This window comes from Massiliimicrobium timonense, from assembly GCF_042850985.1.
Classification (GTDB): domain Bacteria; phylum Bacillota_I; class Bacilli_A; order Erysipelotrichales; family Coprobacillaceae; genus Allocoprobacillus.
This window is the reverse complement of record NZ_AP031415.1, coordinates 1,641,395-1,666,791: the sequence shown is the minus strand read 5'-3', so window position 1 is coordinate 1,666,791 and position 25,397 is coordinate 1,641,395. Positions and strand designations below refer to the sequence as shown.

Sequence of the window (25,397 nt, the reverse complement as noted above, 5' to 3'; positions counted from 1 at the left end):
CATATGGAAGCAAGTTTAAAATTATTAAATCAATATGTAAAAGTTGATGATTTTTCAGCTCAGGAAATTGCTGATCAATTGACATCTATAGGTCATGAAGTTGAAGGAATGCATGTCTTTGCAAGAGGAGATAAACTTGTTGTAGGGTATGTAAAAGAAAAGGTTCCTCATCCTGATAGTGACCATTTGAATGTCTGTCAAGTCGAAGTAGGAAATGGTGTTGTTCAACAAATTGTTTGTGGGGCACTCAATGTTGATGCAGGACAAAAAGTGATTGTGGCTTTACCCGGTTGTGATTTAGGAGAAGGATTTAAAATTAAAGAAGCGAAGATTCGTGGTGTAGAATCTAATGGGATGATTTGTTCTATTGCAGAATTGGGTATTGATCAACGTTTATTAAGAGAAGAAGATAAAGCAGGAATTCATGTTTTGGATGCTGATGCACCTGTTGGTGAAGATGCTTTAAAGTATATGGGTTATGATGATACTATCTTAGATATTGGTTTAACACCTAATCGTGCTGATTGTATGGCTATGATTGCATTAGCTTATGAAGTTGGAGCTTTATTAAAACGTGATGTACATGTTCCAGAAATGAAAACATTAAAAGAATTGGATAGTGACATTGAAGTTGATGTCCAAACTAATTTATGTCCATGCTTTGGGGCTAAATTAGTCAAAGGTGTTCAAACTAAGGAGTCACCAGAATGGTTAAGAACATTTTTAATGGCAAGTGGTATTAAGCCAATTAATAATATTGTAGATATTTCTAACTTTGTGATGCTGGAAACAGGACAACCTATTCATATGTATGATTATGATAAATTAAAGGAAAAACGTTTTGTGATTAAAACTGGTTTCCATCAAAGAACAGTATTATTAGATGGAAAAGAATATGAAATTCTTCCGGAAGATATTATTGTTTCTACTGATCAGGGAATTGGTTGTGTAGCCGGTGTTATGGGTGGAGATGATACAAAGATTGATGAAAATACAGTGAATATTGTCATTGAAGCAGCCACATTCCATGGGGCTACATTAAGAAATACAGCACGTCGCTTAAATTTATTAACGGATGCTTCTCAACATTATATTAAAGGAGCGATTGATACAGCTAATACCGCCAGAGTTTTAAATCGCTGTGCTGCCTTATTAGAAGAACTGGCAGATGCTAAAGAAATTTATAAAAGTGTTCTGACTGACTATGAAGTGAAAGAAAAAGTCATTACACTTACAACTTCACGTGTAAATGGGTTATTAGGAACAAATATTTCTACTGAAATCATAGAAGAAATTTTAACATCTTTACATTTTTCTTATACACGAGAAGGTGAAACATTAACAATAAAAGTGCCAACATATCGTAATGATATGACAATGGATGCTGATGTGATTGAAGAAATTGCCAGAATGTATGGATATAATCATATTCCTTCTTCATTACCACTCATGGAAATGACAAAAGGAGCTTTGACACCTGTTCAAAGTTATGTCAGAATGATTAGACATTTATTAACAGATTTAGGATTACATGAAGTGATGACTTATACACTGACTTCACCATCTATGGTTGATGATTTTAATCTTTTCCATCATCAAGATGCTGTTGCATTGATGTTACCAATAGGAGAAGAAAGAAGTGTGACAAGAAAATCATTAATTCCTTCATTACTACAGGCGATTAATTTTAATAGAGCCCACTCTCAAAAAGATGTGATGATTTATGAGATTTCTCACACTTATTCAAAAGAAACAGAAATTCAAAATTTAGCCATTGCATGTTCTGGAATGTATCATCATGTGGCATGGCAACAGTTACAACAAAAAGCAGATTTTTATTTATTAAAAGGATTTGTTGAAACAATCTTTGAAAAACTAGGAATCAAGGAATCACGTTATACATTAAAACCAGTAGAAGCAAATCAACAAGATTTCCATCCAGGTAGAAGTGGTTATATTATGATGGGAAATGACATTGTAGGTGTGATTGGTGAAATTCATCCTCGACAAGCCAAAAAATATGACGTTAAGGATGTTTATGTGGCTGAGTTGAATTTATCTGTTTTATTAAACTTAAAGAAACCAGCTATTAAATTTACAGAGATTCCACAATATCCATCAGTGACAAGAGATATTGCTTTAGTTATGGATAAAGATATACCTGTTCATGATGTTGTACGTTCTATTTGTAAAGTTGGTCAACGTTTGATTGTAGATACACAGATTTTTGATATCTATGAAGGGGAACATGTTGCGAGTGGACAAAAATCAGTAGCCATTGCTTTAACATTCCAAGATGCAACAAAAACATTGGATGATACAACAATTAATACAATGATTGAACAGATATTAAAGGTTGTAGAAAAAGATTATGGAGCACATTTAAGAGTGTAATATGAAACATCCAAAAAGCGTATCTCAAAAACATATGGGAATCATCATATTAGGAATGGTGATTCTCTTTATAGCAATTTATATTGTTGTATGGAGAATGGAATTAAAGTTGATTGATGGTGGACATATGGTTTTAGAAGTTGGGGAAGAACTCAGTCATGATGTAGAAGATTATTTAAATTTAACATGGTATTTACCTTCTGAAAGGGATAATATCATTGATGATTGTCAGCTCACGTTAAATGACATTGTATATCTCGATGAACATCAGCAATATCCAGATATAGGTGAATATCAAGGAACTATTACATATGATGATCAAACATATCCCATAGATATTCAAGTTGTAGATGAAATAGCACCAATCATTCAATGTCAAGAAACAGTGGCTTATGGAAGTCAAGATTTTCAAGTTGAAGATATCATTGATGTGAGTGATAATTCACAAGATGATTGTGATGTTCAAATAGATGGAGATGTGGATGTATCAAAACTGGGAACATATACTTTAAATGTGAAAGCAATAGATTCTTCACAAAATATTGCTGAAAAGACATTTGATGTTGAAGTCACTGATCAGACGGCACCACAAATAACAATGAAACCACAGATTGCGTATTTACATGAAAAATTTGATGTTTTAGAAAATGTTCGGGCAAAAGACAATGTAGATGGTGACTGTACAAAAGATATTCAAGTATCGGGAGAAGTCAATGTTCAAAAAGCAGGAACTTATTATTTGACTTATACAGTTCAAGATCAGGCAGGGAATCAAGCAAAAGTCAAACGAGAAGTCGTTGTTAAAGAGAGGGAAACATCTTATCGTATAAATAATGTTCCAATGGTTTTACAATTACCGGATTATCATAACGGTTGTGAATCTGCTTCATCGACAATGTTACTTCAATATTACGGATATGATATCACTTTGCCAGAAGTGATTAAAAAAGTTCCTATCATTCCTCTTGAATATAAAGATGGACGTTTATATGGTGCTGATCCACATGTTGCTTTTACAGGAAGTATGTCATCACGTGGTTATGGTATCTATGTAGAACCAATGGTTGATGTTTTAGAAACCATCATAAATGAACAAAAAGGTAAACATCAAGTTAAGAATTTGACAGGTTCTTCTTTAGATGATTTATTGACATATGTAGAAATGGGACATCCTATTCAAATATGGGCGACAGCTTCTTTACAGACTTATGAACAATCTGGAAAACAGGAATGGTATATCAAAACATTGGATGGTCAGTATACTGATGAAAAAGTGACTTTTCCAGTCAGTGAACATTGTCTGGTTTTAATAGGCTTTGATGAAGAACATGTGATTTTAAATAACCCATTGCAAGGGATAACTATTTGGGATAAAGAAGCATTTGAAATTGCCTATAAAGATATGGGGTCACAGGCTATTATGATTGAAGAATAAAAACGAGAAGTTATATCGACTTCTCGTTTTTTAGCCCATATCAATGTATTGATTTGTTTTTATACGTTTATAAATCTGAAAAGCTGTCGATGAAATTAAAATGGCTAAAGCAAGCGAAAGACTTGTACCCAGTGTTGATAAAAAGCTTTCCATAAATAAGTCATTCATACCTTGAACAGCATATAACATTGTATAATAAATACCACTTCCAGGAACCAATGGGAAACACCCGATAATAATAAAGATGGTTGCTGGAGCTTTATAAAAACGGGCAAAACATTCGGCTAATAAGGAAACACAAAGCATCGCAATAAAACTTTGTAAAAAGATATTATTTAATGAAGCGGTGATTAGATAGACAAACCATCCTAGTGTTCCTATCAGAGAACCAATGATTGAAAAACGAATATTCTTTTGTATTCTAAATATAAATGTAAAACCAAAACAACCAATAAAAGCAGCTAAACATTGTATCAAACTTTCCATTTTAAACTCCTTGTAAAACCATCATCATAATCCCTACACCAATCGCAATACTGGCAGCAATCAAAATCGCTTCAATCATACGAGAGAGTCCAGAAACAAAATCTCCTCCAATAATATCTCTTAAACTGTTTGTAATAGCGATACCGGGAACAAGAATCATTAAAGTTCCTGTGATCACTGACTGTTGATTGGTAATGATATTCATTTTTTGAGCAATAATCGCAATACTTGCTAAAACCATACTTGATAGAATGGTACGTACAATACCATTGACATCTAATTTTTCTAAAAGATAAATAAAATAATATAAAATAAAACCAATAAAAGCAGAAACAATCATTTCAGAAACGTGACCACCAAAAAAAACACAGAACATGGCAGCAGAAACAATATACCCCATTAAAATGAGATGATAATTAAGCCTTTGTGTTTCGATATTTTGAATTTTATCTTTGATTTCTTCTAGAGATAATTCCTGATTACTGATTTGACGTACAAGACAATTGAGTTCATAAAGATGATCCAAATGTGTACGATTGCTTCGAGAACGTTTTGAAGATTGATAGGGTGTTCCGTCATGAAGTGTCAAAGAAAGTGTAAAATAAGTTGGAATGGCAAAAACTTCAATATCAGTAAAACCAAATCCTTCACACATTCTTTTTAATGATTCTTCAACACGATAGATTTCAGCACCATGTTTTAAAAGTAATTGTCCGATCTTATTGATTTGTTGTAAAATATCTAAGTCATTCATATTTTCACCCCACTGTTCTATGTTATATCATAAATCAAATGTTTGAATCAATGGGATATGTGAAAATTCTTTTTGAATGAAGTCTTGAGGTGATGAAGATAAAAGAGAAAGAAGACGAGTCGCTTTAAGTTCCATATCCAAAGCAGGATGTCTATGTTTTGAAAAGTTAGTGACAAGTGTATAAGGGCATGTTTTTTTAATCAAAGACAAATATTTTCTTCCTCTTTCATTCATTGCCAGAATACGTAAATAATCAAGATGCATAGCTTCTTGAATATCTTCTTTTGTATTTTTCATGAGAATATGTATGAACATACGAGAAATACGAGGACGTGTATATCGTTTAGAGGATAAAGAATCTATCAGTTCATTCATTGATTGACAATGATGGATGGATTTATAAAGTAAGTGTTCCAACCCTTCATCAACCATATGATATTGTTTTAATTCATAGGGTTGAGAGGTTAAAATCTGATAGCGTAAATAAGGAATAAAATCTTCCATAAAATATAAATCATTTTGATAAAGTTCAAAATGAGGTAACGTATGTGAAAAATCAAGATGATTTTTTATAGCGTGTCTAATCGCTGAAGCACTGGCAATATGTTTTAAATCTAAACCATGATAGGTATTTGTTCGCAAAAAACAATGGGGTGTTATAGGATAATGATGAGCAATGATTTCCTTGACGTAACTTAAGCCAAGTAAATCATTAGGTGTTTTAATTTCTTGATGCATAATATTCTGTAATGCCTGATTACAGGCATCAGCATAACGGAGTCCTTTTTTCATAGCTTGTTGTACATAGCTGTCATAGCTTTCTTGATTTTCAAAAAGTGTCTGGGCAATATTAATAAAAGTTGAAATATCTCCATTTTCACTGCCAAAACAAATATCAGTCACACCTATTTTAGCAAGTAATTCAATAGCTCCCTTTGCAAAATAATCAGCACTTTGACAGGCATAAACAAAAGGTAATTCAATGACCAAATCCACTCCGTATTCAATGGCTATCTGACTGCGTTTCCATTTATCAATAATTGCTGGTTCACCTCTTTGGACAAATGATGAGGACATCACCGCAATTGTATAATCAAATTGGTCAAGTGATTGAGCCTTTTGAATATGATATATATGTCCATTATGGAAAGGGTTATATTCGACAATTAATCCAAGTATTTTCATAATGTTTACCTCCATTGGATAGTTTAACATAGTTTGTCAAATAAACATAGTTTTACTTGAAAAGAGAGGAAATATTCAGTGAAATATTGAAATTTAGATTGACATATTTCTGAGTTTTATATATAATTGGCTATGCGATGTAAAGGGTGATTTTTTTGAAATGGAATTTACAATGGATTGTTAAGCAAAAAAATGGATGTTTTGATTTTGATGAAACATTAAGTTTTCCATCTGAGATGTTCCATAATTTATCCCAGATTAATGGTTTAAAGGATGTTCATGTTGTAGGACAGGGACGTTTAGATACAAAAAATCATCAATTATACGTTGATTTCCAAATAGATGGAGAAATGATTCTACCATGTGCAATATCATTGGAAGATGTAAATTATCCTTTCCATATTGAATCAAGTGTTATTTTTGCTTTTTATAAACCTTCTGAAGATGAAGAAGTGATAGAAGTTAAGAAAAATATTGTTGATTTAACTCCTGTTATTTTTCAGGAGATTATGATGGAAGTTCCAATGAGAGTAGTTAAAGAAGGTGCTTCTTTAAAAACGCATGGTCAAGGTTGGAAAGTATTAAGTGAGGAAGATGAACGTGAAGATGAGGATTATATTGATCCTCGCTTAGCGAAACTTAAAGATTATTTTAAGGATAAGGAATAAGGAGGTGTACCTATGGCAGTACCACAAAGACGAGTTTCAAAAACAAGAAGAAACAAAAGAAGAACACATGACAAGTTAACAGTACCAAGTGTCGTAGTTTGCCCAGAATGTGGAGAATATAAATTATCTCATAGAGTATGCAAACATTGCGGAACTTACAATGGACAAAAAGTGTTATAAAAACTGCCCCTTATTTCAAGGGCTTTTTTTATTTTATAGGGAAATTTAACTCCCATTGACTCTTATATTTTTAAACATGGATGATTCATTTGGCTGAGAGTTTTTTATCATAGAAGATATAAAAACTTCAGATTATAAAATGAATTCATTATTTTTGTGATATTATATATGCTTTAAGCAATTTATATGATATAATGTCTATAAAGATAAAAAAATTGAAAGTAAAAAAAGAAATCTGTCAAAAAAATGCGTATATATAATAGGAGGGTTATTTTATGATGGATTTCAAGAATCTTTTTGACATACGCATTTACAACTATTTTCTCAATCATGAACGTCTGGCTGATTTTTTTAATTTAATGTAAGAATTAACAGAAATGGAACTACGCCAGAAGCTATAAGCAGATGATGAATCGAGGCATCAGACACCTAAGACGTTACATGAATGTTGAATTTCATCCACTGGTAGAAATGGTAAAGCTGGATGAAACAAGATTTCAAAACAAGGACAATCGAGATTTGATTATTGGGCTGAAGATTCTTTATGCAAAGAAGAAGGTACCAGAAAAGTTTATAGTCAGCCATGAACTGGCATGTCTGTTAGGAACACTGATTCATGATGAACGTATTTATCAGTTGATTGAAAAAAAGAAAGGGGCAACGAATATGAGTGACTATGTATTAGGAATTAGAAAAAAAGGAAGAAATGAAGGGATCATTACAACACTTATTAAACAATTGAATCAGAAGTTTGGAAATTTATCGAAAGATACTATTAAAGCAATTAAACAAAGCAACAAGAAACAACTCAATTCTTTAACATTACATATCTTTGATATAGAAAAAGAGGATGACATTATTCAAATTCTTACAAATCAATATTGATTTTTACTGACCCTATATGTAAGTATAGGGCCATTTTTCATTTGAAATAATTTCTGGTAGACATAGATTAAAAAAAATAGTAAAGTATTCTTACATATTTTATGTTATAATACATAAGTTAGTGGAGGTGAAAGCATGGCATATGAAGTTATTCTTGATGATTTTCAAGGTCCATTAGATTTATTGTTGCATCTAATTAAAGAAAAAGAAATGGATTTAGAAACTTTGGAGGTTTCAGTTATTACTGATCAATATCTTGCTTATATTGATCAAATGGATGCCAAGCAATTAGAAACAATGTCAGAATATTTAGTTATGGCAGCACAGCTAATTGAGATGAAAAGTAAAATGCTTTTACCAGCCCAAAAGATTGAATTAGAAGATGACTATCAGGAAGATCCAAGAGAACAATTAATCAAACGATTAATTGAATATAAAAAATATAAAGATGTCTTAGATGAATTTAAAGAAAAATATGAACAAAGACAATATATTCATACCAAAGCACCTGCTTTTATGGATGAATATGTTATTGATACAACTGATATGATTCCAGATCATTTAGAAGTTTATGATTTAATAAGAGCAATGCAAAAAATGTTTCAAAGAAAAGCATTACATGCTCCTTTAGAATCGAAAATTGCACGTGTTGAAATATCTATTGATGAACGCAGTGATCAAATTAGACAATATTTTCGTATACATAAAAATCAAAGAGTAAAATTAGAAGATTTGTTTGAAGAACCTACAAAAATCTTCTTTGTGATTACGTTTTTATCCATTCTTGTTTTAGTCAATAAAAATGAACTGATTATTGAACAGGAAGGTAACTTTGAAGATATATATTTAAAGGAGAGAACTTGATGGACAAAAATGAAATATTAAGTGTCATAGAAGGTATGTTGTTTTTATCAGGAGATGAAGGTATTACCATTAAACAAATAACTTCTGTTTTAAAACTTAATAAAAAAGAAGCAACACAATATATGGATGAATTAATTCAAATAGAAAATGAGAGAACTATTAAAGGATTTGAAATAGTGAATTTTGGTGGTGTTTATAAAATGACAACACTTGCCAAACATCATGAATATTATCAAAGAATGATAGAACAAAGTGAAAATACATTGTCTAATGCAGCCTTAGAAACATTAGCTATCATTGCCTATAATCAACCGATAACACGTGTCAGAATTGAAGAAATACGTGGTGTGGGTTGTGATGCAATGATTAGAAAACTAGCAGCTAAGGCTTTGATTAAAGAAGTTGGGAGAGAAGATACACCGGGAAAACCTATTTTATATGGTGTGACTGATGAATTTATGGATGCATTTTCATTGACTTCCTTAGATGAATTGCCTGAATTAAAAGAAATGAAGGAAGATTTTGATCAGGAAGATATTTTTAATACGAAATATACAGAAGAATAATATTGTAGGGTAGGAAGATATCATGGCATATATTTATGCAATTTCAGATATTCATGGAAGATATGATTTATTAAAGAATGTTGTTGATGAATGGGTTTGTTTTGAAAATGGTGATCAATTGATTTTAGTTGGTGATTATATTGATGGTGATTGTCATGGAAATTCATGTCTGACACTGCAATATATTTATCAGCTACAAGTTGCATATCCTCAACAGGTGATTGTTTTACAAGGAAACCATGAAGAATGGTTACTATCTTTTTTAGAAGATCGTGAAACTTATCTGGATACGCACATAGATATGTCTTTTTCAACGTTAGAAAGTTTTACAGGTGAAGATGAAATGACATCCATCTATCAACGAGCATCTGCTTATCATCAAGATCGTTTCTCTATAATAGAAGATATGTATCATCAATGCCGTGAACTGATATGTCAAAAACATGCTTCTGTTATGAACTGGTTAAAACATTTACCTTATTATTATGAAAATGATCATCAGATCTTTGTGCATGCTGGTATTGAAGTCATTGATTATCAACCAGAACTATGGAAACAGGTATCAACAGTCAATACCTATTTGATGAAATATCCTGCCTCGCAAGGACAGTTTTATAAAAAAGTCATTGCTGGACATATTGGTACACATCAAGTAACGGGTCAATCTGATTTTCATCAAATCTGTTGTTTAGGTGATTTTATATATTTAGATTCTTCTGTGATCACAACACAATTTTTAAATGTTTTACAATATGATTGTCAAACATGTCGTTATCAGGGATTGATCAAAAAAAATCAACAATGGCAAACATATGATATAGCTCATTTTAACAAGTGATAGGATATTCTATCACTTTTTATTGACTTGCAAGTTACTCTATGCTAACATTTGGATACTTCGGTTAGATAAGACTAACAAAAAAGGAGAGTATTCATGTTTGACAAGAGATTATTAAAAGAAATGCCAAATGCAAAATCATATATATGGAAACAGGTATTTTGTCAATGGATAGCTTTATTGATGAATATTGTGTTGACGTTATTGATATGTGTTTTGTTTATACAGTTGTTTTATCAACAACTTTCCATAGAAAAAGTTGTTTTGATTTTACTTGTTATGATTGTATCTTTGATGATACGAGCTTATGTTTTAAAAAAGGCAACTTATTATTCTTTTAAAGGAGCAAGTCTTGTGAAAAAGACTTTAAGACAGCGTCTTTTTGAAAAAGTTTTAAGTTTAGGAAGTCATTATCAAGATCATGTTAGAACAAGTGAATTGGTTCAATTATCAGTGGAAGGTATTAATCAGTTAGAAACTTATTTTTCATTATATTTACCACAATTATTTTATAGTGTTTTAGCACCAGTCACATTATTTGTTTTGACAGCTTTCTTAGACTGGAAAAGTGCTTTGGTTTTATTTGTCTGTGTTCCATTGATTCCTGTTTCGATTATTTTCGTACAGAAGTTTGCCAAAAAACTGCTTTCTAAATATTGGAACAGCTATACAACACTAGGAGATAGTTTTTTAGAAAATCTTCAGGCACTCACAACATTAAAGATTTATCAAAGTGATGCTTATAAACAACAACAGATGAATCAGGAAGCAGAGAATTTTAGACGTATTACAATGCGTGTCTTGATTATGCAATTAAATAGTATCAGTATTATGGATATTGTTGCTTATGGTGGGGCAGGATTAGGATGCTTTTTTGCGATTACACATTTTCAAAATCAGACTTTATCATTGTTTGGTGCATTGTTTATTGTTTTGATGTCTTTTGAATTCTTTATTCCATTAAGACAGTTAGGCTCTTTCTTCCATATTGCGATGAATGGTATTGCTGCGAGTGATAAAATTTTTAAAATCTTAGATTTGCCTGTATCATCAGATGGTCAATATGATTTAGATGCTCCATTTGATATCAGACTTGAACATGTTTCTTTTCAATATGATGACAAAAGACCTATTTTAAAGGATGTATCTTTACATATTCAGCCACATCACTTTATTGGTATTGTTGGAGAAAGTGGTTCAGGAAAAAGTACAATAGCCAAGTTAATGATGGGCTATCACCGTTGTTTAGAAGGATATCTTTATATGGGTGATCATCAACGTAGTGACATTCGTGATGAGAGTTTTATGGAACATGTGATGTATGTGACACATGATCCTATGATATTTAAAGGAACGGTTAGAGAAAATCTAAATATGTTTTCACAATATTGTGATGAACAGTTATGGGATGTATTAAAGCAAGTGCGTTTAGATGGCTTTTTCCATGAACAAATGGGATTGGATACGCCATTATTAGAAAATGGAAGTAATTTATCTGGTGGACAAAAACAACGATTGAATCTTGCTAGAGCATTACTTAAAGACGTAGATGTCTATGTTTTTGATGAGGCCACAAGTAATATTGATGTAGAGAGTGAAAACCATATTTTAAATGTCATTGAGACATTAACACAAACAAAAACTGTTCTTTTCATTACTCATCGTTTACAAAGTGTGGTTCATTGTGATGAGATTTATGTGATGCAACAAGGGGCTTTGGTAGAACAGGGAACACATCAAAAGCTTATGCATCAAGAAGGCATTTATCATCATATGTATCAAAATCAACAGGAATTGGAGGTGTATAGCCATGAATAATGTACAATTGATATGGAAAATGTTAAAACTTGTCAAACCATTAACCCTTCCAATGTTAGGAGCTGTTTTGTTAGGTGTTTTAGGTTTTCTTTGTGCGATTGGCATTCCCGTTATAGCGGTGATGGCTATTTTACAGACAACGGGGATGTATGCACACTTTCCTCTTTCATGGGTTTTAGGTATTTTGCTATGTTTGGCAATACTAAGAGGTGTACTTCATTATGGTGAACAGGCATTGAATCACTATATTGCGTTTAAACTTCTAGCGATTATACGTGATCATGTATACACGGCATTAAGATGTCTGGCACCAGCCAAATTGGATGGTAAAGACAAAGGCAACTTAATTTCTATTATTACCAATGATATTGAGTTACTTGAAGTTTTCTATGCTCATACGATTTCACCAGTTTTGATTGCTTTTTTCACATCTTTGATTTTATTGAAATTTTTTGCTCATATACATATATTCGCTATGATGATTGCTTTGATTGCTTATTTGATGATGGCTATTGTGATTCCCTTTTATGTCAATCACAGAGGGCAGGAGATAGGGCAAAAGAATCGTGATGAAATTGGCAATATGAGCAGTTTCCTATTAGAAAGCTATCGTGGTTTATCAACACTTTTACAATATCATGCTGGTAACAAACGTCTTGAACAGATGAATGAGCGTAGTGATTGTATTGAGGATATGCAAGGACAGATGAAAAATATTGAAGCTACGCAAATTGTATGTTCACAATTGCTGATATCTATCTTTGCTTTCGTTATGTTTATCGTGATGTATATTTTCTATTTACAAAATCAAGTCAATGTTTATCATGTTATAACGGCAGTGGTACTGATGCTTTCAAGCTTTGGACCAGTGATGGCCTTGTCTAATCTGGCAAATAATTTACTTTCTACATTAAGCAGTGGTCGTCGTGTCATGGCCATTTTAGAAGAAAAGGAAGCTATCTGTGAAGTGACGGGACAACCCCATATATCATTTGATGATATTCATGTGGATAATGTAACCTTTGCTTATCAACAAGATGATCCTATTTTACAGAATCTTCATCTTCATTTTGATAAAGGAAAAGTGACAGGTATTATTGGAAAGAGTGGTAGTGGGAAATCGACTTTATTAAAGTTGCTTATGCGTTTCTATGATCCTCTTCGTGGTGTGATCCAAATAGGTCAAACACCTTTAACAAATATCAATACATCTAATATGCGTCATATGTTTGCTTATGTGACACAGGAAACTGTGTTATTCCATGATTCGATTGAAAATAATATTAAAATCGCAAAATTGGATGCCACAAGTGATGAGATTCAAGCAGCCTGTCAAAAAGCCAGTCTGCATGATTGGATTATGTCCTTACCTGAGGGTTATCAGACACCTGTCAGTGAACTGGGGTCATCATTATCAGGAGGAGAAAGACAAAGAATTTCACTTGCAAGAGCATTTCTTAGCCAGGCAGAATGTATTTTATTGGATGAACCAACAAGTAATTTAGATGTTTTAAATGAAGGGATTATTTTAAAAGCATTACAAAATGAAAAAGAGAGAACCATTATTCTTGTTTCTCATCGTGAATCGACAATGAAAATTGTTAATCAAACAATCAAAATGGATCAGGGCAGGGTCAGCTAATGAATATTGAAAAGAAACGACAAAGAGAAATGAAAGTTGTGGCTTTGATGATTCATTTATATTGTTTACATCATGATGATATAGATGAAAAGACTTTAGTCAATTATGCTTTGAAGCGTATTGAAAAATGTCCCATGATGAAAGACAAAACATTTTGTAGTCAATGTCATATTCATTGTTATGAAAAGAATATGCAAAAGCAAATCAAAAAAGTTATGCGTTATAGTGGACCGAGAATGATTTTTTATCATCCTCTATTGGCTTTACGTCATGCTTTGAAAATTTAGGAGGAAACGTATGCGTTATATATATTTACTTATTGGTATCATCAGTTTAGGCTTAGGGTGTGTAGGTATTCTCTTACCTATTTTACCTACGACTCCCTTTTTATTGTTAGCAGGATTCTGTTTTGCTCGTAGTTCTCATCGTATGTATCATTGGTTTGTATCATCAAAGTTATATCAAAAGCATCTTGATTCATTTGTCAAAAGACGTGCAATGACTTTAAAAACAAAAATCTGTATTTTAAGTTTTGCCAGTCTGATGTTAGCATTTCCTTTGTTTTTAACAGAAAATTTATTTTTAAAAATCTTTATTGTCAGTTTATATTGTTTTAAATATTATTATTTTCTCTTTAAAATTGAAACGATTAAAATATCTCATGAAATATAAAAAGCACACCCTCAGATGTGCTTTTTATATGGTTTAATCACTAATAACTGTTACATTAGTAGCTTGAGGTCCTCTATCTCCTTCAACAATATCAAATTCAACAGTTTGACCTTCCTGTAAAGTTTTAAATCCTTCAGCGTTAATAGATGAGAAATGAACAAAGATATCTTTGTCATGCCCTTCCATTGTAATAAAACCATAACCCTTATCAGATTTAAACCATTTCACTTTACCTGTACTCATGTATGAAGTACCTCCTTAAAAGATTTCGCAAAAAACCAGTACTTCATTTTTAAACGACTAATAAATCTTTGCTTTGAAGAATAACTAATACTTTTAAAAATACGTGCTATGTTCCTTTGCTTTTTTATTATAACATAGACTTGATTGTGGTACAAGTTCTTGTTGACAATAGAGTAAAATAGGGTATCATTTGATTAGAGGTGGTTAAAAGATGTTAGAAAAATATGCTGAATTAATTATTAAGCAGGGTGTCAATTTACAAAAAGGACAGGAACTGTTAATTGAAGCTTCTATCGATAGTTATCCCTTGGTCCGATTATTAACAAAACAGGCGTATGAAGTGGGAGCTAAAGATGTCATTGTGAACTATCGTGATGAAGTGGTGACACGTTTAAGATATGAAAACTGTGATCAAAAACATTTTGAAGCAGTTCCATCATATATTAAAGAGTTGAGAAATGAATATGCTGCAAGACATGTGGCGTTGATTTCAATTGAATCTGAAGATCCAGAAAATTTAAAGAATATTGACCCTTTAAAAATACAAACTTGGAGTAAAGCTGTCAGACAGGCTTGTCAGCCTTTTTATGATGCATTGGATTTAGGGATTAATCGCTGGTGTATTGTAGGTGCACCAAGTGTTGGATGGGCGAATAAGGTCTTTCCAGAAATGAGTGATAGTGAGGCTGTTGAGGCTTTATGGAAGGCTATTTTTAAAGTCACACGCTGTGATCAGGAAAATCCTATTGAAGCATGGGAAGAACATCGTCGTTCATTTGAAAGACGTGTTCGTATTTTAAATGAAAAGAAAATCAAATCCTTACATTATTCTAATAGTCTTGGAACAGATTTAACTATAGGTATGAATCCTCAATATTTATTTGCTGGAGGAGGAAGTTATACCACTGATGGTATTTATTCTTTCCCTAATATCCCTACTGAAGAAATTTTTACGTCACCAGATTTTCATAATGTCAATGGTGTCGTTTATAGTTCATTACCTTTACACTATCAAGGACATATTGTTGATGAATTTTCTTTGACTTTTGAAAATGGACGTATTGTAGATTATCATGCTAAAGTAGGAGAAGATGTTTTAAAAAGCATTATTGAAACAGATGAAGGAAGTCATTATTTAGGTGAAGTGGCTTTAGTACCTTATGATTCTCCTATTCGTCAATTAAATCTGATTTTCTATAATACATTATTTGATGAAAATGCTTCTTGTCATTTGGCTATTGGTAAAGGATTTGGTGAATGTATTCATAATGGTTTAACCATGAATAAAGAAGAACTATATCAACATGGTATTAATGATTCATTGACTCATGTTGATTTTATGATTGGGACAAAAGATTTATCTATTGAAGCGACATTAGAAGATGGATCAACATTGACTGTTTTTAAAAATGGGAACTTTGCATTTTAAAATTGACAAATATCCAGAATTTCTTTAATATGTTTTCTTGGAGATGTGAGGAGGATTGTCATGTCAGAATTGAAAGAAGAAGTACAAAAGCGTAGAACTTTTGCGATTATATCGCATCCAGATGCGGGAAAAACAACTTTAACAGAAAAATTCCTTCTTTATGGTGGTGCGATTCAAGAAGCCGGAATGGTCAAAGGGAAAAAACAATCTAAACATGCGGTGAGTGACTGGATGGAAATTGAAAAACAAAGAGGGATTTCTGTTACATCCTCTGTTTTACAATTTAATTATGATGGGTTCTGTATTAATATCTTGGATACACCGGGACATCAGGATTTCTCTGAAGATACTTATCGTACGTTAATGGCAGCAGATAGTGCAGTCATGGTCATAGATGGTTCTAAAGGGGTCGAAGATCAGACACGTAAATTATTTAAGGTTTGTGCCATGCGACATATTCCTATTTTTACATTTATTAATAAAATGGATCGAGAAGCGAAAGACCCCTATGAGTTAATGGAAGAAATTGAAAGAGAATTAGGTGTGGAAACATGTGCCATTAACTGGCCAATTGGTTGTGGTAAGGAATTTAAAGGTGTCTATGAACGCCAAAACAATGAAGTCATTCGTTTTATTCCTGTACAAGGTGGTAAAAAAGAAGTTGATGTTGAAATATGTGATGTTCAAGATGAATCTTTAAAAGAACAGCTAGGAGAAACATTATATCAACAATTACAAGATGATATTGAATTGTTGGATGGTGCAGGTGCTCAATTTGATCTTGAACGTGTGCGACATGGTGAATTATCACCTGTATGTTTTGGTTCGGCCTTAACAAATTTTGGAGTAGAACCTTTCTTAAAACACTTTTTAGAAATGACAACATCACCATTACCTCGTATGAGTAATATTGGCGAAATTGATCCGTTTTCAGAAGATTTTAGTGCCTTTGTTTTTAAGATTCAAGCGAATATGAATAAGGCACATCGTGACCGTATGGCTTTTATGCGTATTTGTTCAGGAAAGTTTACAAAAGGTATGGAAGTTTTCCATTATCAAGGGAATAAAAAAATCAAACTGAATCAATCTAAGCAATTAATGGCAGAAAACCGAGAAGAAGTAGAAGAAGCTTATTCGGGTGATATTATTGGTGTTTTTGATCCGGGTATCTTTTCAATTGGTGATACTTTATGTCCAGCAAAAAATAAATTTGCCTATGAAGGTATACCGACATTTGCCCCAGAACATTTTTCAATGATTCGTAATAAAGATACGATGAAACGTAAACAGTTTGTTAAGGGTGTTGAACAGATTGCTCAAGAAGGAGCCATTCAGATTTTTACTGAACTAGGTGGCGGTATGGAAGAAATCATTGTAGGCGTTGTTGGTGTTTTACAATTTGAAGTTTTATCATATCGTTTAAAGAATGAATATAATGTGGATATTATTAGTACACCACTGCCTTATCAATATATTCGCTGGATTAAAAATAAAGATGTTGATTTTAAAAAGTTAAATCTTTCTTCAGATACAAAAAAAGTACAAGATTTAAAAGGACAATATCTTTTATTGTTTTCTAATGAATGGGGTGTTCGTTGGGCAACTGATAAAAATCCTGATCTTGTTTTAGCTGAATTTTCACAGAATTAATGATACTCCTCGAGTATCATTTTTCTTTTTTAGCTATTTAAAAAGTGATAGAATACATTTAAGGAGGTGTCACCTGTGGCTAATGAAGGAAAGCGTTGTTATTGTCGATGTATTCAAGATATGCGTATGCAAATAGGCAAAGAAGAATTGACGATTTTTCATCACAACCAGATTTATGCATGTATGGTTCGTACAGGTGACAAGGAGGTTTCTTTTTATAAGATTTATGGGGAAGAATTTTCTTTAAGTTGCAGTGAAACAGAATTTAAGGAATATTTTCGTTTTGTCAAATATAAATCATCTGATGAGAAATTGTGATGTTTCTTTGTTTTTTATGAAAAATATGTTATGATGTCGTAGAAAGGGTGATGACTTTGTCAAAAAAGACTTTTGAAATTTCAAATATTCAATCCGTTGAAGAATTAAATCATTTAAGTTTAAAACTCAATGAAAAAGAACAAGTTTCGCATATTAAAGTCGATAAAGATAGTATTGTTTTTCATTGTCTTGATATTGATGCTTTATTAAGTTTAATCCAGAGTGTGAATAAAGACTTTGTTGTAAAAGAAGTGATTGATGGGAAAAAACGTGAATATGATTTTGCCAAAAAGAAAGAACGTCAATATTATTTCATGTTTAAAAATATGTTAACAGAAGATGATATTTATGTGCTGGTTGAAAGAATTGAAAAAGATCGTAGATATCATGATGTGCATTATGATGGACAAAATAAACTTTTATTATTGAAATCTAGTCAAAGAGATGTTTTAAGTCTGTTAAGAAAAGAATTATTTAAGATTAATCCATCGGTGGAGATTATTGAACATCACCGACCTATCCGTTCACAGGATGTTTTCAATCAGAAATTTCTTCAGATGTATATACGTATTGGTATTTTGCTTGTTGTTGTCGCTTTAGCATTAGTTACATCTAAAGATGATACAATTATGACACCTATTTTATGGTTAATCACAGTCATTTTATTAGGTATGCCTTTACTCAAAAAAGGATGGGGAGATCTTTTATCTAAGAAGTTTTTCAGTGAATCATTACTTGTTTTTATCGCTATGATTTTTGGTGTTATTTCTGGGGCATATATTGAAACATGTGTGGCTTTAATTGTCTATGAATTATCGACGCCATTTTTAAACAAAGTTCTGGAACGTTCATTGCATAAGATTGATAATGCTGTAGAAATGCCGGAAACTGGGATGCGTTATCAAGATGGACAAACAGAAAAGGTTTCATTATATGATGTTGAAATTGGTGATATTTTAATTGTAAAACCGGGTGAAACAGTGTCTATTCCCGGAACGATTGATAAAGGTGTTTCAGCCATCAGTACTTATTCAAATACAAGTACATATGAACCGGTTGTAGTAAAAAAAGGCAGTCATGTCAGCAGTGGTGATGTCAATGTGGGTGAAAGTGAGCTTTATGTACAGGTTGATGAAACTTATGAAAGTTCTAATTATATGAATTTAATGAATATTGCCAGTGTAGCTCCTGTCTATGAATCAAAAACTGAAAAATATACAAAACGACTAGCAAAATTCTATACTCCAGTTATGGTTGCTTTGGGATTGTTGTTAGGTATTGTTTTGCCACTCATTCAATTTGAAGAATATGGTTCTTATATTCATGTTGGAGCTGTTTTCCTTGTGATATCGGGAGCTTTATCAAGTGATCAGGCAACATCTTTAGGAATGCTGGCAGGTTTTGCAAAAGCTTTTCAAAATGGTATTATTGTTGAATCATCAATGGGGTTAGATTCTATTAATGCAACACAGACGATTGTTTATGATCGTTTTGATGGTGTGGAAGTCACAAATGAGGAATTAAATCTTTTTAAGAAGCTTTCACATATGGGAAGAACACTTGTCATTTATAATGATGGACCTGTGGCATTGGAAGATGATCAGTATAAAATTTATAATGATTTAACAAATGCTCAAAAATTAGAAAAAATGGAATCTATGACAGCACCTGTTGTTTATATTGGAGATACTTTTAAAGATATTGAACTTTTACAGAAAAGTTATGTTGGTATTTCTCGTGGTGGATTAGCTGATCCAAAAGTTGTCGAAAATAGTGATATTGTTTTAATTGATGCTGATTTAAATAGGGTTTATGAAACATTTGTAATCGCAAGAAAGATGCGTACTATTGCAGTTGCAAATAATATTTTGACAGTTGTGGTGAAAGTCGCAATGCTTATTACAGCCTTAAGCTGGACGGTTGTCCCTTTATGGGCTATTGTATTGATTGAGATTTTATTAAAAGCTTTTGTTATGCGTAATTCAACATGTATTTTATAGAGTAGACATGTCTACTCTTTTTTTGGAGGTGAAATGATGAAATTTGTGATTGCTCCAGATTCTTTTAAAGAAAGTATGAGTGCTATCGAAGCCAGTTTACAAATTCAAGAGGCTATTCATGATTATGGTGCCTCTTTTATCACTCAGTGTCTGCCTATGGCTGATGGAGGAGAGGGAACGCTTGAAACATTAATGAGCAGTTTATCGGGACAGATCAAGATGTATGAAGTGACCGGTGTCTGTTTTGAAAAACGCTCTGTACCTATAGCGATTATCAATGATTGTGCCATTATTGAATGTGCCAAGGTATGTGGTTTAGAATTACTGGATGAGCAACATAAAAATCCTTATCTTACAACAACTTATGGGTTGGGCGAATTAATTTTAAAAGCATTGGATTTATCGATGTCACGCATCATGATTTGTTTAGGAGGTAGTGCAACAAATGATGGAGGAATAGGATTGCTGATGGCTTTAGGTGTACAATTTTTAGATTGTCATCATCAGCCTGTCATACCAACAATGAAAGGTTTAAAAGATATTGAATATATTGATTGGTGTGGTTTGGATCAGCGATTAAAAGATGTTGAATTGATAGGTGTATGTGATGTGTCCAATCCTTTGTGTGGAAAACAGGGAGCAACTTATGTCTATGGACCACAAAAAGGATTGCATCCTGATGAATGTGAAAGCATTGATCAGGCTATGCAAAGATATGCTCAACTTATAGAAATATCTCAACCTAGCTACCAGTCATTTCCCGGTGCAGGAGCAGCCGGAGGACTGGGATATGCTTTGTTGTTATGTGGAGGACATTTAGAACGAGGTTTTGAAGTGGTTAGTCGTATTTCTAGGCTGGAAGATGCTATTGCATCATGTGATTGTGTCATCGTTGGTGAAGGAAAAATGGATTACCAGACACAATATGGAAAAACGCCTTATGGTGTTTTACAGATAGCTAAAAAATATCATAAAAAAGTTTATGCTTTTTGTGGACGTGTTGAAGATTTAGATGTCCTTCAATCATGGGGATTTGAAAATGTATGGTCTATTACTCCAACATCGATGCCCTTAGCTCAAGCTTTACAGAAAGGAAAAGAAAATTTAAAACAATGTGTTTTTACACATATGGAGGAAATGCTTCATGGAATATAAAGTCAATAATGATACAACATTACTTTCCTTTTTATTGGAACAGACATCTAAAAAGAGAAATGAATTAAAAAATCTTTTGAAATTTGAAAGAATTTATGTTGATGGACATATTCAAACACATTATGCATATCCTTTAAAGAAAGGACAAATCGTTTCGATAGGGAAAAAGAAGGCAGAATTACCTTTTCCTATTGTTTATGAAGATCAGGAAATCATTGTGATTGATAAGCCTTGTGGATTATTAAGTGAAGCAACGGATAAAGAGAGTCAAAAGACAGCTTATATGATTATCAAAACATATTTATCTAAGAAAAAAGAAAAAATCTTTCTTGTGCATCGTTTAGATCAATATACATCTGGTCTTTTAATGTTTGTGAAAAGTCAAAAACTTTATGATTTACTGACGCATCACTGGAATCAATATGTCAAAACAAGGGGATATGTGGCGATTGTAGAAGGACATATGAAAAAAACACACGGAACGATTGATAATTATTTATGTGAATCAAAAACACAGAATATTTATATTACGAATAAACGTCATGGCAAAAGAGCTATTACACATTATCGTGTGATTGCCTCATCATCACAATATAGTTTATTAGAAATCTATTTAGACACAGGACGTAAAAATCAGATTCGTGTGCATCTTTCTTCTTTGCATCATCCTATTGTCGGAGATGATAAATATGGAGCTTCATGTAATCCTATCAAAAGATTAGGCTTACATGCTCATGAGCTGATGTTTATTCATCCACTGACACAAAGAGAAATGCGTTTTGTATCACCAACTCCACAGGTTTTTGAAAGTTTATTTAAAAAAAGAAAATAAGAAAAATATGGTTGACAGATAAGAAAAAATACATTATGATATACAAGTAAATGAAAAGTAGTGGAAAGAAGAAGTGCCTACTTCTCGCCTGAGTGTTGATGACGCTAGGCTTATGTCACTAAGATGAATATCTTAATGTCAATTTGTGGGTACTTTATGTGCTCACTTTTTATTTCAACTACACATATATAGGAGGTGGCTATTATTAGCAAGTATAACAATCAATCAAATGACGATTTAGTGAATGAAAAGATTCGTTTCAAGGAAGTTCTTGTGATTGATCAAAATGGTGATCAGTTAGGGGTTATGTCACGTAATCAGGCTATTAATGTAGCTTATGATCAGGATTTGGATTTAGTCTGCGTAGCACCAAAAGCAAAAACACCTGTATGTCGTATTATGGACTATGGAAAATATCGTTTTGAACAGCAGAAGAAACAAAAAGAAATGAAGAAAAATTCTAAAACAGTATCTTTAAAAGAAACACAATTATCTCCAACAATTGATGTTCATGATAAGAATGTGAAATTAAAGAGAACATTAAAATGGTTGGAATCTGGTGATAAAGTAAAGATTGCAGTACGTTTTAGAGGAAGACAACTCGCTCATATTGATATTGGTCAAAAAATACTGGATGATTTCGTCGCTGAATGTGCAGATTATTGTGTTATTGAAAAACCTGCCAAATTAGAAGGGCGAACATTAACTGCTATATTAGCACCAAAGAAAAAATAACAGGAGGATATTGGATTATGCCAAAAATGAAATCTCATAGTGGACTTAAAAAACGTTTAAAAAGAACTGGTTCAGGAAAATATAAACGTGGACATGCGTATGTTTCACATTTATCTCATAACAAAACTCATAAACAGAAGAAACATTTAGCAAAAGCAACTTTAGTACACCCTTCAGATATGAAACGTATTAAATCAAGATTACAAGGGTAATGAATAGGAGGATAAAAAATGGCAAGAGTTAAAGGTGGATATACAACAAGACGTAGAAGAAAGAAAGTCTTAAAATTAGCCAAAGGATATTTTGGTTCTAAACATGCGTTATATAAAACAGCTCATGAACAAGTCATGAACTCTTTAGAATATGCATATAGAGATAGAAGAAATTTAAAACGTGAAATGAGAAGATTATGGATTGCACGTATTAATGCAGCTGCAAGAATGAATGATATTTCTTATTCAAAATTAATGCATGGTTTAAAATTAGCAAATGTTGATATTAACAGAAAAATGTTATCTGAAATCGCTATTGCTGATCCTGAAGGATTTACAGCAATCGTAGATACAGCTAAAAAAGCATTGGCTCAATAATGAAAGAGGGAAACCTCTTTTTTTGTTTTTTTATGAAAATATAGGGAATAATTTTTAAGACCCTTGTGATGAAATCAAAAAGATGTATAATAGAGAAACAGGAGGTTTTCAAATGGTTGATATTGAAATGTTAAAGCAGTTGAGTTTAATCAATGGTGTATCTGGATATGAAAAGCATGTGACAAGATTCATGAAATCATATCTATTAGATATTGTAGATGAAATTCAATATGATGGTTTAGGAAGTATTATTGCTTTAAAAAGAGGAAAGATGCCTTTGAAAGTTTTATTGACTGCTCATGTTGATGAAATTGGATTTTTAGTGAAGAATATAGATGAACATGGATTTATACAAGTTCAGCCTGTAGGTGGATGGAATCCACGTTATTTACCATCATCTTTAATGAATATTGAAACACGTGATGGTCACAATATAAAAGGTGTCTTTGCTTGTAAACAACAGATTTCTAAAGAAAAGGCACTCACTATTGACGATATGTATTTAGATGTGGGAGCTTTGTCTAAACAGGATGTCTTAGATATGGGAGTTGGTAAAGGTGATCCTGTAACACCTGTATCACATTTTATACAAAATGGAAAATGTCTATTATCGAAAGCATGGGATGATCGTGTTGGGGTCGCTGTTTTGATGGAGGTTATGAAACGTCTATATAAAGAAAAGATTGATCCAATGCTTTATGTAGCAGGAACAGTACAGGAGGAAGTTGGACTGCGAGGAGCCAAAACAGTTGCTCAAATGATTCAACCTGATTTGGCTTTGGCAATTGATGTGACGTTTTCATATGATTTGCCTGGTGGAGAACAAAACGATGTTCGCTTAGGTCAAGGTGTAGCTTTATGTGTGATGGATGGCAGTGTCATTGCTCATACAGGTTTATTAAAACAGATGGAAGATATTTGTCAAAGACATCAGATTCGTTATCAGTTAGATATGGATTTGGCAGGTGGTACAGATTCTGGTGAATTAAGTAAAGCTGGTCCTGGTATTATGAATCTGACGATTTCCATTCCAACACGTTATATGCATTCGCATTATACAATGGTTCATACTGATGATTTTGAGGCGACTGTTGAAATGCTTGTTGCTTTTTTAAAGGAATTCGATGAAAAAATGTATTTAACAATGTTGGAGGATAAAAGATAATGGGAGCTTTAATTTTAGAAGGTGGAACTTTCCGTCCGATTTTTTCAAGTGGTGTGATGGATGCCTTAAATGATCATCATATTGATTTCCCTTATGTGATAGGTGTATCAGCTGGAATTACCGATGGTTTTTCTTATGTTTCTAAGCAGCCAAAACGTAATTATGATATCTTAATGAATCATCGTCATGACAAGCGTTATGTTGGTTTACGCAATTATATCAGTGATAAAAGTTTATTTGGTTTACGTTATGCTTATGAAACAATCCCTCAAGAGATTTATCCTTTTGACTGGGAAACTTTTTTAAATAATCCAGCTCAAATTAAAGTCGGTGTTACTAATGTGGAAACAGGAGAGTGTGAATATCTTGATGGAAAACAATTAGATCAGCAATGTACAATGTTGAAAGCAACATGTGCGATTCCTTTTGCTTTTCCGGTGATTTCTTTGAATGGTAAGAAATACTATGATGGTGGGATTTGTGATCCTATTCCTGTTAAAAAAGCACAACAGGATGGTCATGATAAAATGTTAATTGTTCTAACTAGACCAAAAGGGTATCAAAAGTCATTATCAAAAGCAAATATGATTGCGAGTCGTTTATTGAAAAAGAAATATCCTCATCTGGTTCAACCACTATTGACAAGACATCTTTTATATAATGAAACAATTGCCTATTGTGAAGAATTGGAAAGACAGGGACAAGCCCTTATTTTAAGACCGAATGAAGCATTTCAGATTGATTCTTTTGAAAAAGATTTAAAAAAGATTGATCGTCTTTATCATTATGGATATCAATTGGCTTTAGAACATTTAGATGAAATTCAAAAGATTTTAGAATAGACATTATTTTGACATTTTCACACATTTTTAAAATAATATTAAGGTAATTGT

Annotated in this window: 27 protein-coding genes and 1 other annotated feature; of the genes, 23 read left to right on the top strand and 4 right to left on the bottom strand. The window is 32.4% G+C overall.

Annotated features, from left to right (window positions below; translation table 11 throughout):
• Window positions 1-3: 3 nt before the first annotated feature.
• Both pheT and ACGHJ8_RS08730 read left to right on the top strand, forming a co-directional pair.
• Window positions 4-2,394 carry a phenylalanine--tRNA ligase subunit beta gene (gene pheT / locus ACGHJ8_RS08735; RefSeq protein WP_390539866.1) on the top strand — a complete coding sequence of 797 codons (2,391 nt, stop codon included), beginning with the start codon at window positions 4-6 and terminating at the stop codon, window positions 2,392-2,394.
• Window position 2,395: 1 nt separating this feature from the next.
• Entirely contained in the window at window positions 2,396-3,829 is a 1,434-nt protein-coding gene (locus ACGHJ8_RS08730; RefSeq protein ID WP_390539864.1) for a C39 family peptidase, read from the top strand.
• Window positions 3,830-3,859: 30 nt separating this feature from the next.
• On the opposite strand, the gene ACGHJ8_RS08725 is transcribed toward ACGHJ8_RS08730, so the two are convergent.
• The 3 genes from ACGHJ8_RS08725 to ACGHJ8_RS08715 are packed head-to-tail and all read right to left on the bottom strand — an operon-like array spanning window position 3,860 to window position 6,254.
• Window positions 3,860-4,315 carry a threonine/serine exporter family protein gene (locus tag ACGHJ8_RS08725; protein ID WP_087359727.1) on the bottom strand — a complete coding sequence of 152 codons (456 nt, stop codon included), beginning with the start codon at window positions 4,313-4,315 and terminating at the stop codon, window positions 3,860-3,862.
• A 1-nt stretch (window position 4,316) separates the two neighbouring features.
• Window positions 4,317-5,069 carry a threonine/serine exporter family protein gene (locus ACGHJ8_RS08720; RefSeq protein ID WP_087359728.1) on the bottom strand — a complete coding sequence of 251 codons (753 nt, stop codon included), beginning with the start codon at window positions 5,067-5,069 and terminating at the stop codon, window positions 4,317-4,319.
• Window positions 5,070-5,096: 27 nt separating this feature from the next.
• Window positions 5,097-6,254: a nucleotidyltransferase gene (locus ACGHJ8_RS08715; RefSeq protein ID WP_390539862.1), complete on the bottom strand. Its 1,158-nt coding sequence runs from the start codon at window positions 6,252-6,254 to the stop codon at window positions 5,097-5,099.
• Window positions 6,255-6,400: 146 nt separating this feature from the next.
• On the opposite strand from ACGHJ8_RS08715, the gene ACGHJ8_RS08710 reads away from it, so the two are divergent.
• The 10 genes from ACGHJ8_RS08710 to ACGHJ8_RS08665 all read left to right on the top strand — a co-directional run bounded on the left by ACGHJ8_RS08710 (window position 6,401) and on the right by ACGHJ8_RS08665 (window position 14,387).
• Entirely contained in the window at window positions 6,401-6,922 is a 522-nt protein-coding gene (locus ACGHJ8_RS08710; RefSeq protein WP_390539860.1) for a YceD family protein, read from the top strand.
• A gap of 12 nt (window positions 6,923-6,934) precedes the next feature.
• Complete coding sequence (gene rpmF, locus ACGHJ8_RS08705) at window positions 6,935-7,102, top strand: 50S ribosomal protein L32 (protein ID WP_087243058.1); 168 nt, start codon at window positions 6,935-6,937, stop codon at window positions 7,100-7,102.
• 441 nt (window positions 7,103-7,543) lie between these two features.
• Complete coding sequence (locus ACGHJ8_RS08700; protein WP_390539858.1) at window positions 7,544-7,987, top strand: DUF4351 domain-containing protein; 444 nt, start codon at window positions 7,544-7,546, stop codon at window positions 7,985-7,987.
• Window positions 7,988-8,122: 135 nt separating this feature from the next.
• Window positions 8,123-8,851, top strand: a complete 729-nt coding sequence (locus ACGHJ8_RS08695) for a segregation/condensation protein A (RefSeq protein WP_087358442.1) — start codon at window positions 8,123-8,125, stop codon at window positions 8,849-8,851.
• Window positions 8,851-9,417: an SMC-Scp complex subunit ScpB gene (gene scpB / locus ACGHJ8_RS08690; protein ID WP_087358444.1), complete on the top strand. Its 567-nt coding sequence runs from the start codon at window positions 8,851-8,853 to the stop codon at window positions 9,415-9,417. The genes ACGHJ8_RS08695 and scpB overlap by 1 nt, the downstream gene beginning before the upstream one ends.
• Before the next feature lie 22 nt (window positions 9,418-9,439).
• On the top strand, window positions 9,440-10,255 hold the full coding sequence (locus ACGHJ8_RS08685; protein WP_390539856.1) for a metallophosphoesterase: 816 nt from the start codon (window positions 9,440-9,442) through the stop codon (window positions 10,253-10,255).
• Between the two features lie 96 nt (window positions 10,256-10,351).
• On the top strand, window positions 10,352-12,073 hold the full coding sequence (locus tag ACGHJ8_RS08680; RefSeq protein WP_390539854.1) for an ABC transporter ATP-binding protein/permease: 1,722 nt from the start codon (window positions 10,352-10,354) through the stop codon (window positions 12,071-12,073).
• Complete coding sequence (locus ACGHJ8_RS08675; RefSeq protein WP_390539853.1) at window positions 12,066-13,715, top strand: amino acid ABC transporter ATP-binding/permease protein; 1,650 nt, start codon at window positions 12,066-12,068, stop codon at window positions 13,713-13,715. Before ACGHJ8_RS08680 ends, ACGHJ8_RS08675 begins: the two co-directional genes overlap by 8 nt.
• Window positions 13,715-14,002 carry a nitrous oxide-stimulated promoter family protein gene (locus tag ACGHJ8_RS08670; RefSeq protein WP_087243191.1) on the top strand — a complete coding sequence of 96 codons (288 nt, stop codon included), beginning with the start codon at window positions 13,715-13,717 and terminating at the stop codon, window positions 14,000-14,002. The genes ACGHJ8_RS08675 and ACGHJ8_RS08670 overlap by 1 nt, the downstream gene beginning before the upstream one ends.
• 10 nt (window positions 14,003-14,012) lie before the next feature.
• Window positions 14,013-14,387, top strand: a complete 375-nt coding sequence (locus ACGHJ8_RS08665; RefSeq protein WP_211963953.1) for a YbaN family protein — start codon at window positions 14,013-14,015, stop codon at window positions 14,385-14,387.
• 33 nt (window positions 14,388-14,420) lie between these two features.
• On the opposite strand, the gene ACGHJ8_RS08660 is transcribed toward ACGHJ8_RS08665, so the two are convergent.
• Window positions 14,421-14,630, bottom strand: a complete 210-nt coding sequence (locus ACGHJ8_RS08660; RefSeq protein ID WP_211963955.1) for a cold-shock protein — start codon at window positions 14,628-14,630, stop codon at window positions 14,421-14,423.
• Between the two features lie 211 nt (window positions 14,631-14,841).
• On the opposite strand from ACGHJ8_RS08660, the gene ACGHJ8_RS08655 reads away from it, so the two are divergent.
• The 11 genes from ACGHJ8_RS08655 to ACGHJ8_RS08605 all read left to right on the top strand — a co-directional run bounded on the left by ACGHJ8_RS08655 (window position 14,842) and on the right by ACGHJ8_RS08605 (window position 25,346).
• The gene (locus ACGHJ8_RS08655) at window positions 14,842-16,059 is read left to right on the top strand and encodes an aminopeptidase (RefSeq protein WP_390539850.1); all 1,218 of its coding nucleotides are present in this window, start codon (window positions 14,842-14,844) and stop codon (window positions 16,057-16,059) included.
• A 60-nt stretch (window positions 16,060-16,119) separates the two neighbouring features.
• A complete protein-coding gene (locus tag ACGHJ8_RS08650; protein ID WP_087358454.1) occupies window positions 16,120-17,709 on the top strand; it encodes a peptide chain release factor 3 in 1,590 nt (529 codons plus the stop codon).
• Between the two features lie 75 nt (window positions 17,710-17,784).
• Window positions 17,785-18,027, top strand: coding sequence for a hypothetical protein (locus ACGHJ8_RS08645; protein ID WP_087358456.1), 243 nt, complete (start codon window positions 17,785-17,787; stop codon window positions 18,025-18,027).
• Window positions 18,028-18,083: 56 nt separating this feature from the next.
• Entirely contained in the window at window positions 18,084-20,027 is a 1,944-nt protein-coding gene (locus ACGHJ8_RS08640; protein ID WP_390539847.1) for a hypothetical protein, read from the top strand.
• 36 nt (window positions 20,028-20,063) lie between these two features.
• The gene (locus tag ACGHJ8_RS08635; protein ID WP_390539845.1) at window positions 20,064-21,182 is read left to right on the top strand and encodes a glycerate kinase; all 1,119 of its coding nucleotides are present in this window, start codon (window positions 20,064-20,066) and stop codon (window positions 21,180-21,182) included.
• On the top strand, window positions 21,172-22,014 hold the full coding sequence (locus ACGHJ8_RS08630) for an RluA family pseudouridine synthase (protein ID WP_087358460.1): 843 nt from the start codon (window positions 21,172-21,174) through the stop codon (window positions 22,012-22,014). Before ACGHJ8_RS08635 ends, ACGHJ8_RS08630 begins: the two co-directional genes overlap by 11 nt.
• A gap of 59 nt (window positions 22,015-22,073) precedes the next feature.
• Window positions 22,074-22,194 (top strand) — a sequence feature (ribosomal protein L20 leader region).
• 15 nt (window positions 22,195-22,209) lie between these two features.
• The gene (infC, locus tag ACGHJ8_RS08625; RefSeq protein ID WP_087358462.1) at window positions 22,210-22,749 is read left to right on the top strand and encodes a translation initiation factor IF-3; all 540 of its coding nucleotides are present in this window, start codon (window positions 22,210-22,212) and stop codon (window positions 22,747-22,749) included.
• Window positions 22,750-22,766: 17 nt separating this feature from the next.
• On the top strand, window positions 22,767-22,961 hold the full coding sequence (rpmI, locus tag ACGHJ8_RS08620) for a 50S ribosomal protein L35 (protein WP_087243200.1): 195 nt from the start codon (window positions 22,767-22,769) through the stop codon (window positions 22,959-22,961).
• A gap of 18 nt (window positions 22,962-22,979) precedes the next feature.
• Window positions 22,980-23,339, top strand: coding sequence for a 50S ribosomal protein L20 (gene rplT, locus ACGHJ8_RS08615; RefSeq protein ID WP_087358464.1), 360 nt, complete (start codon window positions 22,980-22,982; stop codon window positions 23,337-23,339).
• Window positions 23,340-23,451: 112 nt separating this feature from the next.
• The gene (locus ACGHJ8_RS08610; RefSeq protein ID WP_390539842.1) at window positions 23,452-24,504 is read left to right on the top strand and encodes a M42 family metallopeptidase; all 1,053 of its coding nucleotides are present in this window, start codon (window positions 23,452-23,454) and stop codon (window positions 24,502-24,504) included.
• Window positions 24,504-25,346: a patatin family protein gene (locus ACGHJ8_RS08605; RefSeq protein WP_390539840.1), complete on the top strand. Its 843-nt coding sequence runs from the start codon at window positions 24,504-24,506 to the stop codon at window positions 25,344-25,346. The genes ACGHJ8_RS08610 and ACGHJ8_RS08605 overlap by 1 nt, the downstream gene beginning before the upstream one ends.
• Window positions 25,347-25,397 lie beyond the last annotated feature (51 nt).

What these genes read in the sequence shown, in the direction of transcription:
- ACGHJ8_RS08605 (WP_390539840.1), top strand. Translation starts at nt 24,504, where the DNA reads ATGGGAGCTTTAATTTTAGAAGGTGGAACTTTCCGTCCGATTTTTTCA.
- ACGHJ8_RS08660 (WP_211963955.1), bottom strand. Translation starts at nt 14,630, where the DNA reads ATGAGTACAGGTAAAGTGAAATGGTTTAAATCTGATAAGGGTTATGGT.
- ACGHJ8_RS08650 (WP_087358454.1), top strand. Translation starts at nt 16,120, where the DNA reads ATGTCAGAATTGAAAGAAGAAGTACAAAAGCGTAGAACTTTTGCGATT.
- ACGHJ8_RS08715 (WP_390539862.1), bottom strand. Translation starts at nt 6,254, where the DNA reads ATGAAAATACTTGGATTAATTGTCGAATATAACCCTTTCCATAATGGA.
- ACGHJ8_RS08700 (WP_390539858.1), top strand. Translation starts at nt 7,544, where the DNA reads ATGAATGTTGAATTTCATCCACTGGTAGAAATGGTAAAGCTGGATGAA.
- ACGHJ8_RS08725 (WP_087359727.1), bottom strand. Translation starts at nt 4,315, where the DNA reads ATGGAAAGTTTGATACAATGTTTAGCTGCTTTTATTGGTTGTTTTGGT.
- ACGHJ8_RS08685 (WP_390539856.1), top strand. Translation starts at nt 9,440, where the DNA reads ATGGCATATATTTATGCAATTTCAGATATTCATGGAAGATATGATTTA.
- ACGHJ8_RS08670 (WP_087243191.1), top strand. Translation starts at nt 13,715, where the DNA reads ATGAATATTGAAAAGAAACGACAAAGAGAAATGAAAGTTGTGGCTTTG.
- ACGHJ8_RS08655 (WP_390539850.1), top strand. Translation starts at nt 14,842, where the DNA reads ATGTTAGAAAAATATGCTGAATTAATTATTAAGCAGGGTGTCAATTTA.
- ACGHJ8_RS08730 (WP_390539864.1), top strand. Translation starts at nt 2,396, where the DNA reads ATGAAACATCCAAAAAGCGTATCTCAAAAACATATGGGAATCATCATA.
- ACGHJ8_RS08720 (WP_087359728.1), bottom strand. Translation starts at nt 5,069, where the DNA reads ATGAATGACTTAGATATTTTACAACAAATCAATAAGATCGGACAATTA.
- ACGHJ8_RS08665 (WP_211963953.1), top strand. Translation starts at nt 14,013, where the DNA reads ATGCGTTATATATATTTACTTATTGGTATCATCAGTTTAGGCTTAGGG.
- pheT (WP_390539866.1), top strand. Translation starts at nt 4, where the DNA reads ATGGAAGCAAGTTTAAAATTATTAAATCAATATGTAAAAGTTGATGAT.
- ACGHJ8_RS08680 (WP_390539854.1), top strand. Translation starts at nt 10,352, where the DNA reads ATGTTTGACAAGAGATTATTAAAAGAAATGCCAAATGCAAAATCATAT.
- ACGHJ8_RS08695 (WP_087358442.1), top strand. Translation starts at nt 8,123, where the DNA reads ATGGCATATGAAGTTATTCTTGATGATTTTCAAGGTCCATTAGATTTA.
- scpB (WP_087358444.1), top strand. Translation starts at nt 8,851, where the DNA reads ATGGACAAAAATGAAATATTAAGTGTCATAGAAGGTATGTTGTTTTTA.
- rpmI (WP_087243200.1), top strand. Translation starts at nt 22,767, where the DNA reads ATGCCAAAAATGAAATCTCATAGTGGACTTAAAAAACGTTTAAAAAGA.
- ACGHJ8_RS08635 (WP_390539845.1), top strand. Translation starts at nt 20,064, where the DNA reads ATGAAATTTGTGATTGCTCCAGATTCTTTTAAAGAAAGTATGAGTGCT.
- ACGHJ8_RS08610 (WP_390539842.1), top strand. Translation starts at nt 23,452, where the DNA reads ATGGTTGATATTGAAATGTTAAAGCAGTTGAGTTTAATCAATGGTGTA.
- ACGHJ8_RS08675 (WP_390539853.1), top strand. Translation starts at nt 12,066, where the DNA reads ATGAATAATGTACAATTGATATGGAAAATGTTAAAACTTGTCAAACCA.
- ACGHJ8_RS08630 (WP_087358460.1), top strand. Translation starts at nt 21,172, where the DNA reads ATGGAATATAAAGTCAATAATGATACAACATTACTTTCCTTTTTATTG.
- rplT (WP_087358464.1), top strand. Translation starts at nt 22,980, where the DNA reads ATGGCAAGAGTTAAAGGTGGATATACAACAAGACGTAGAAGAAAGAAA.
- rpmF (WP_087243058.1), top strand. Translation starts at nt 6,935, where the DNA reads ATGGCAGTACCACAAAGACGAGTTTCAAAAACAAGAAGAAACAAAAGA.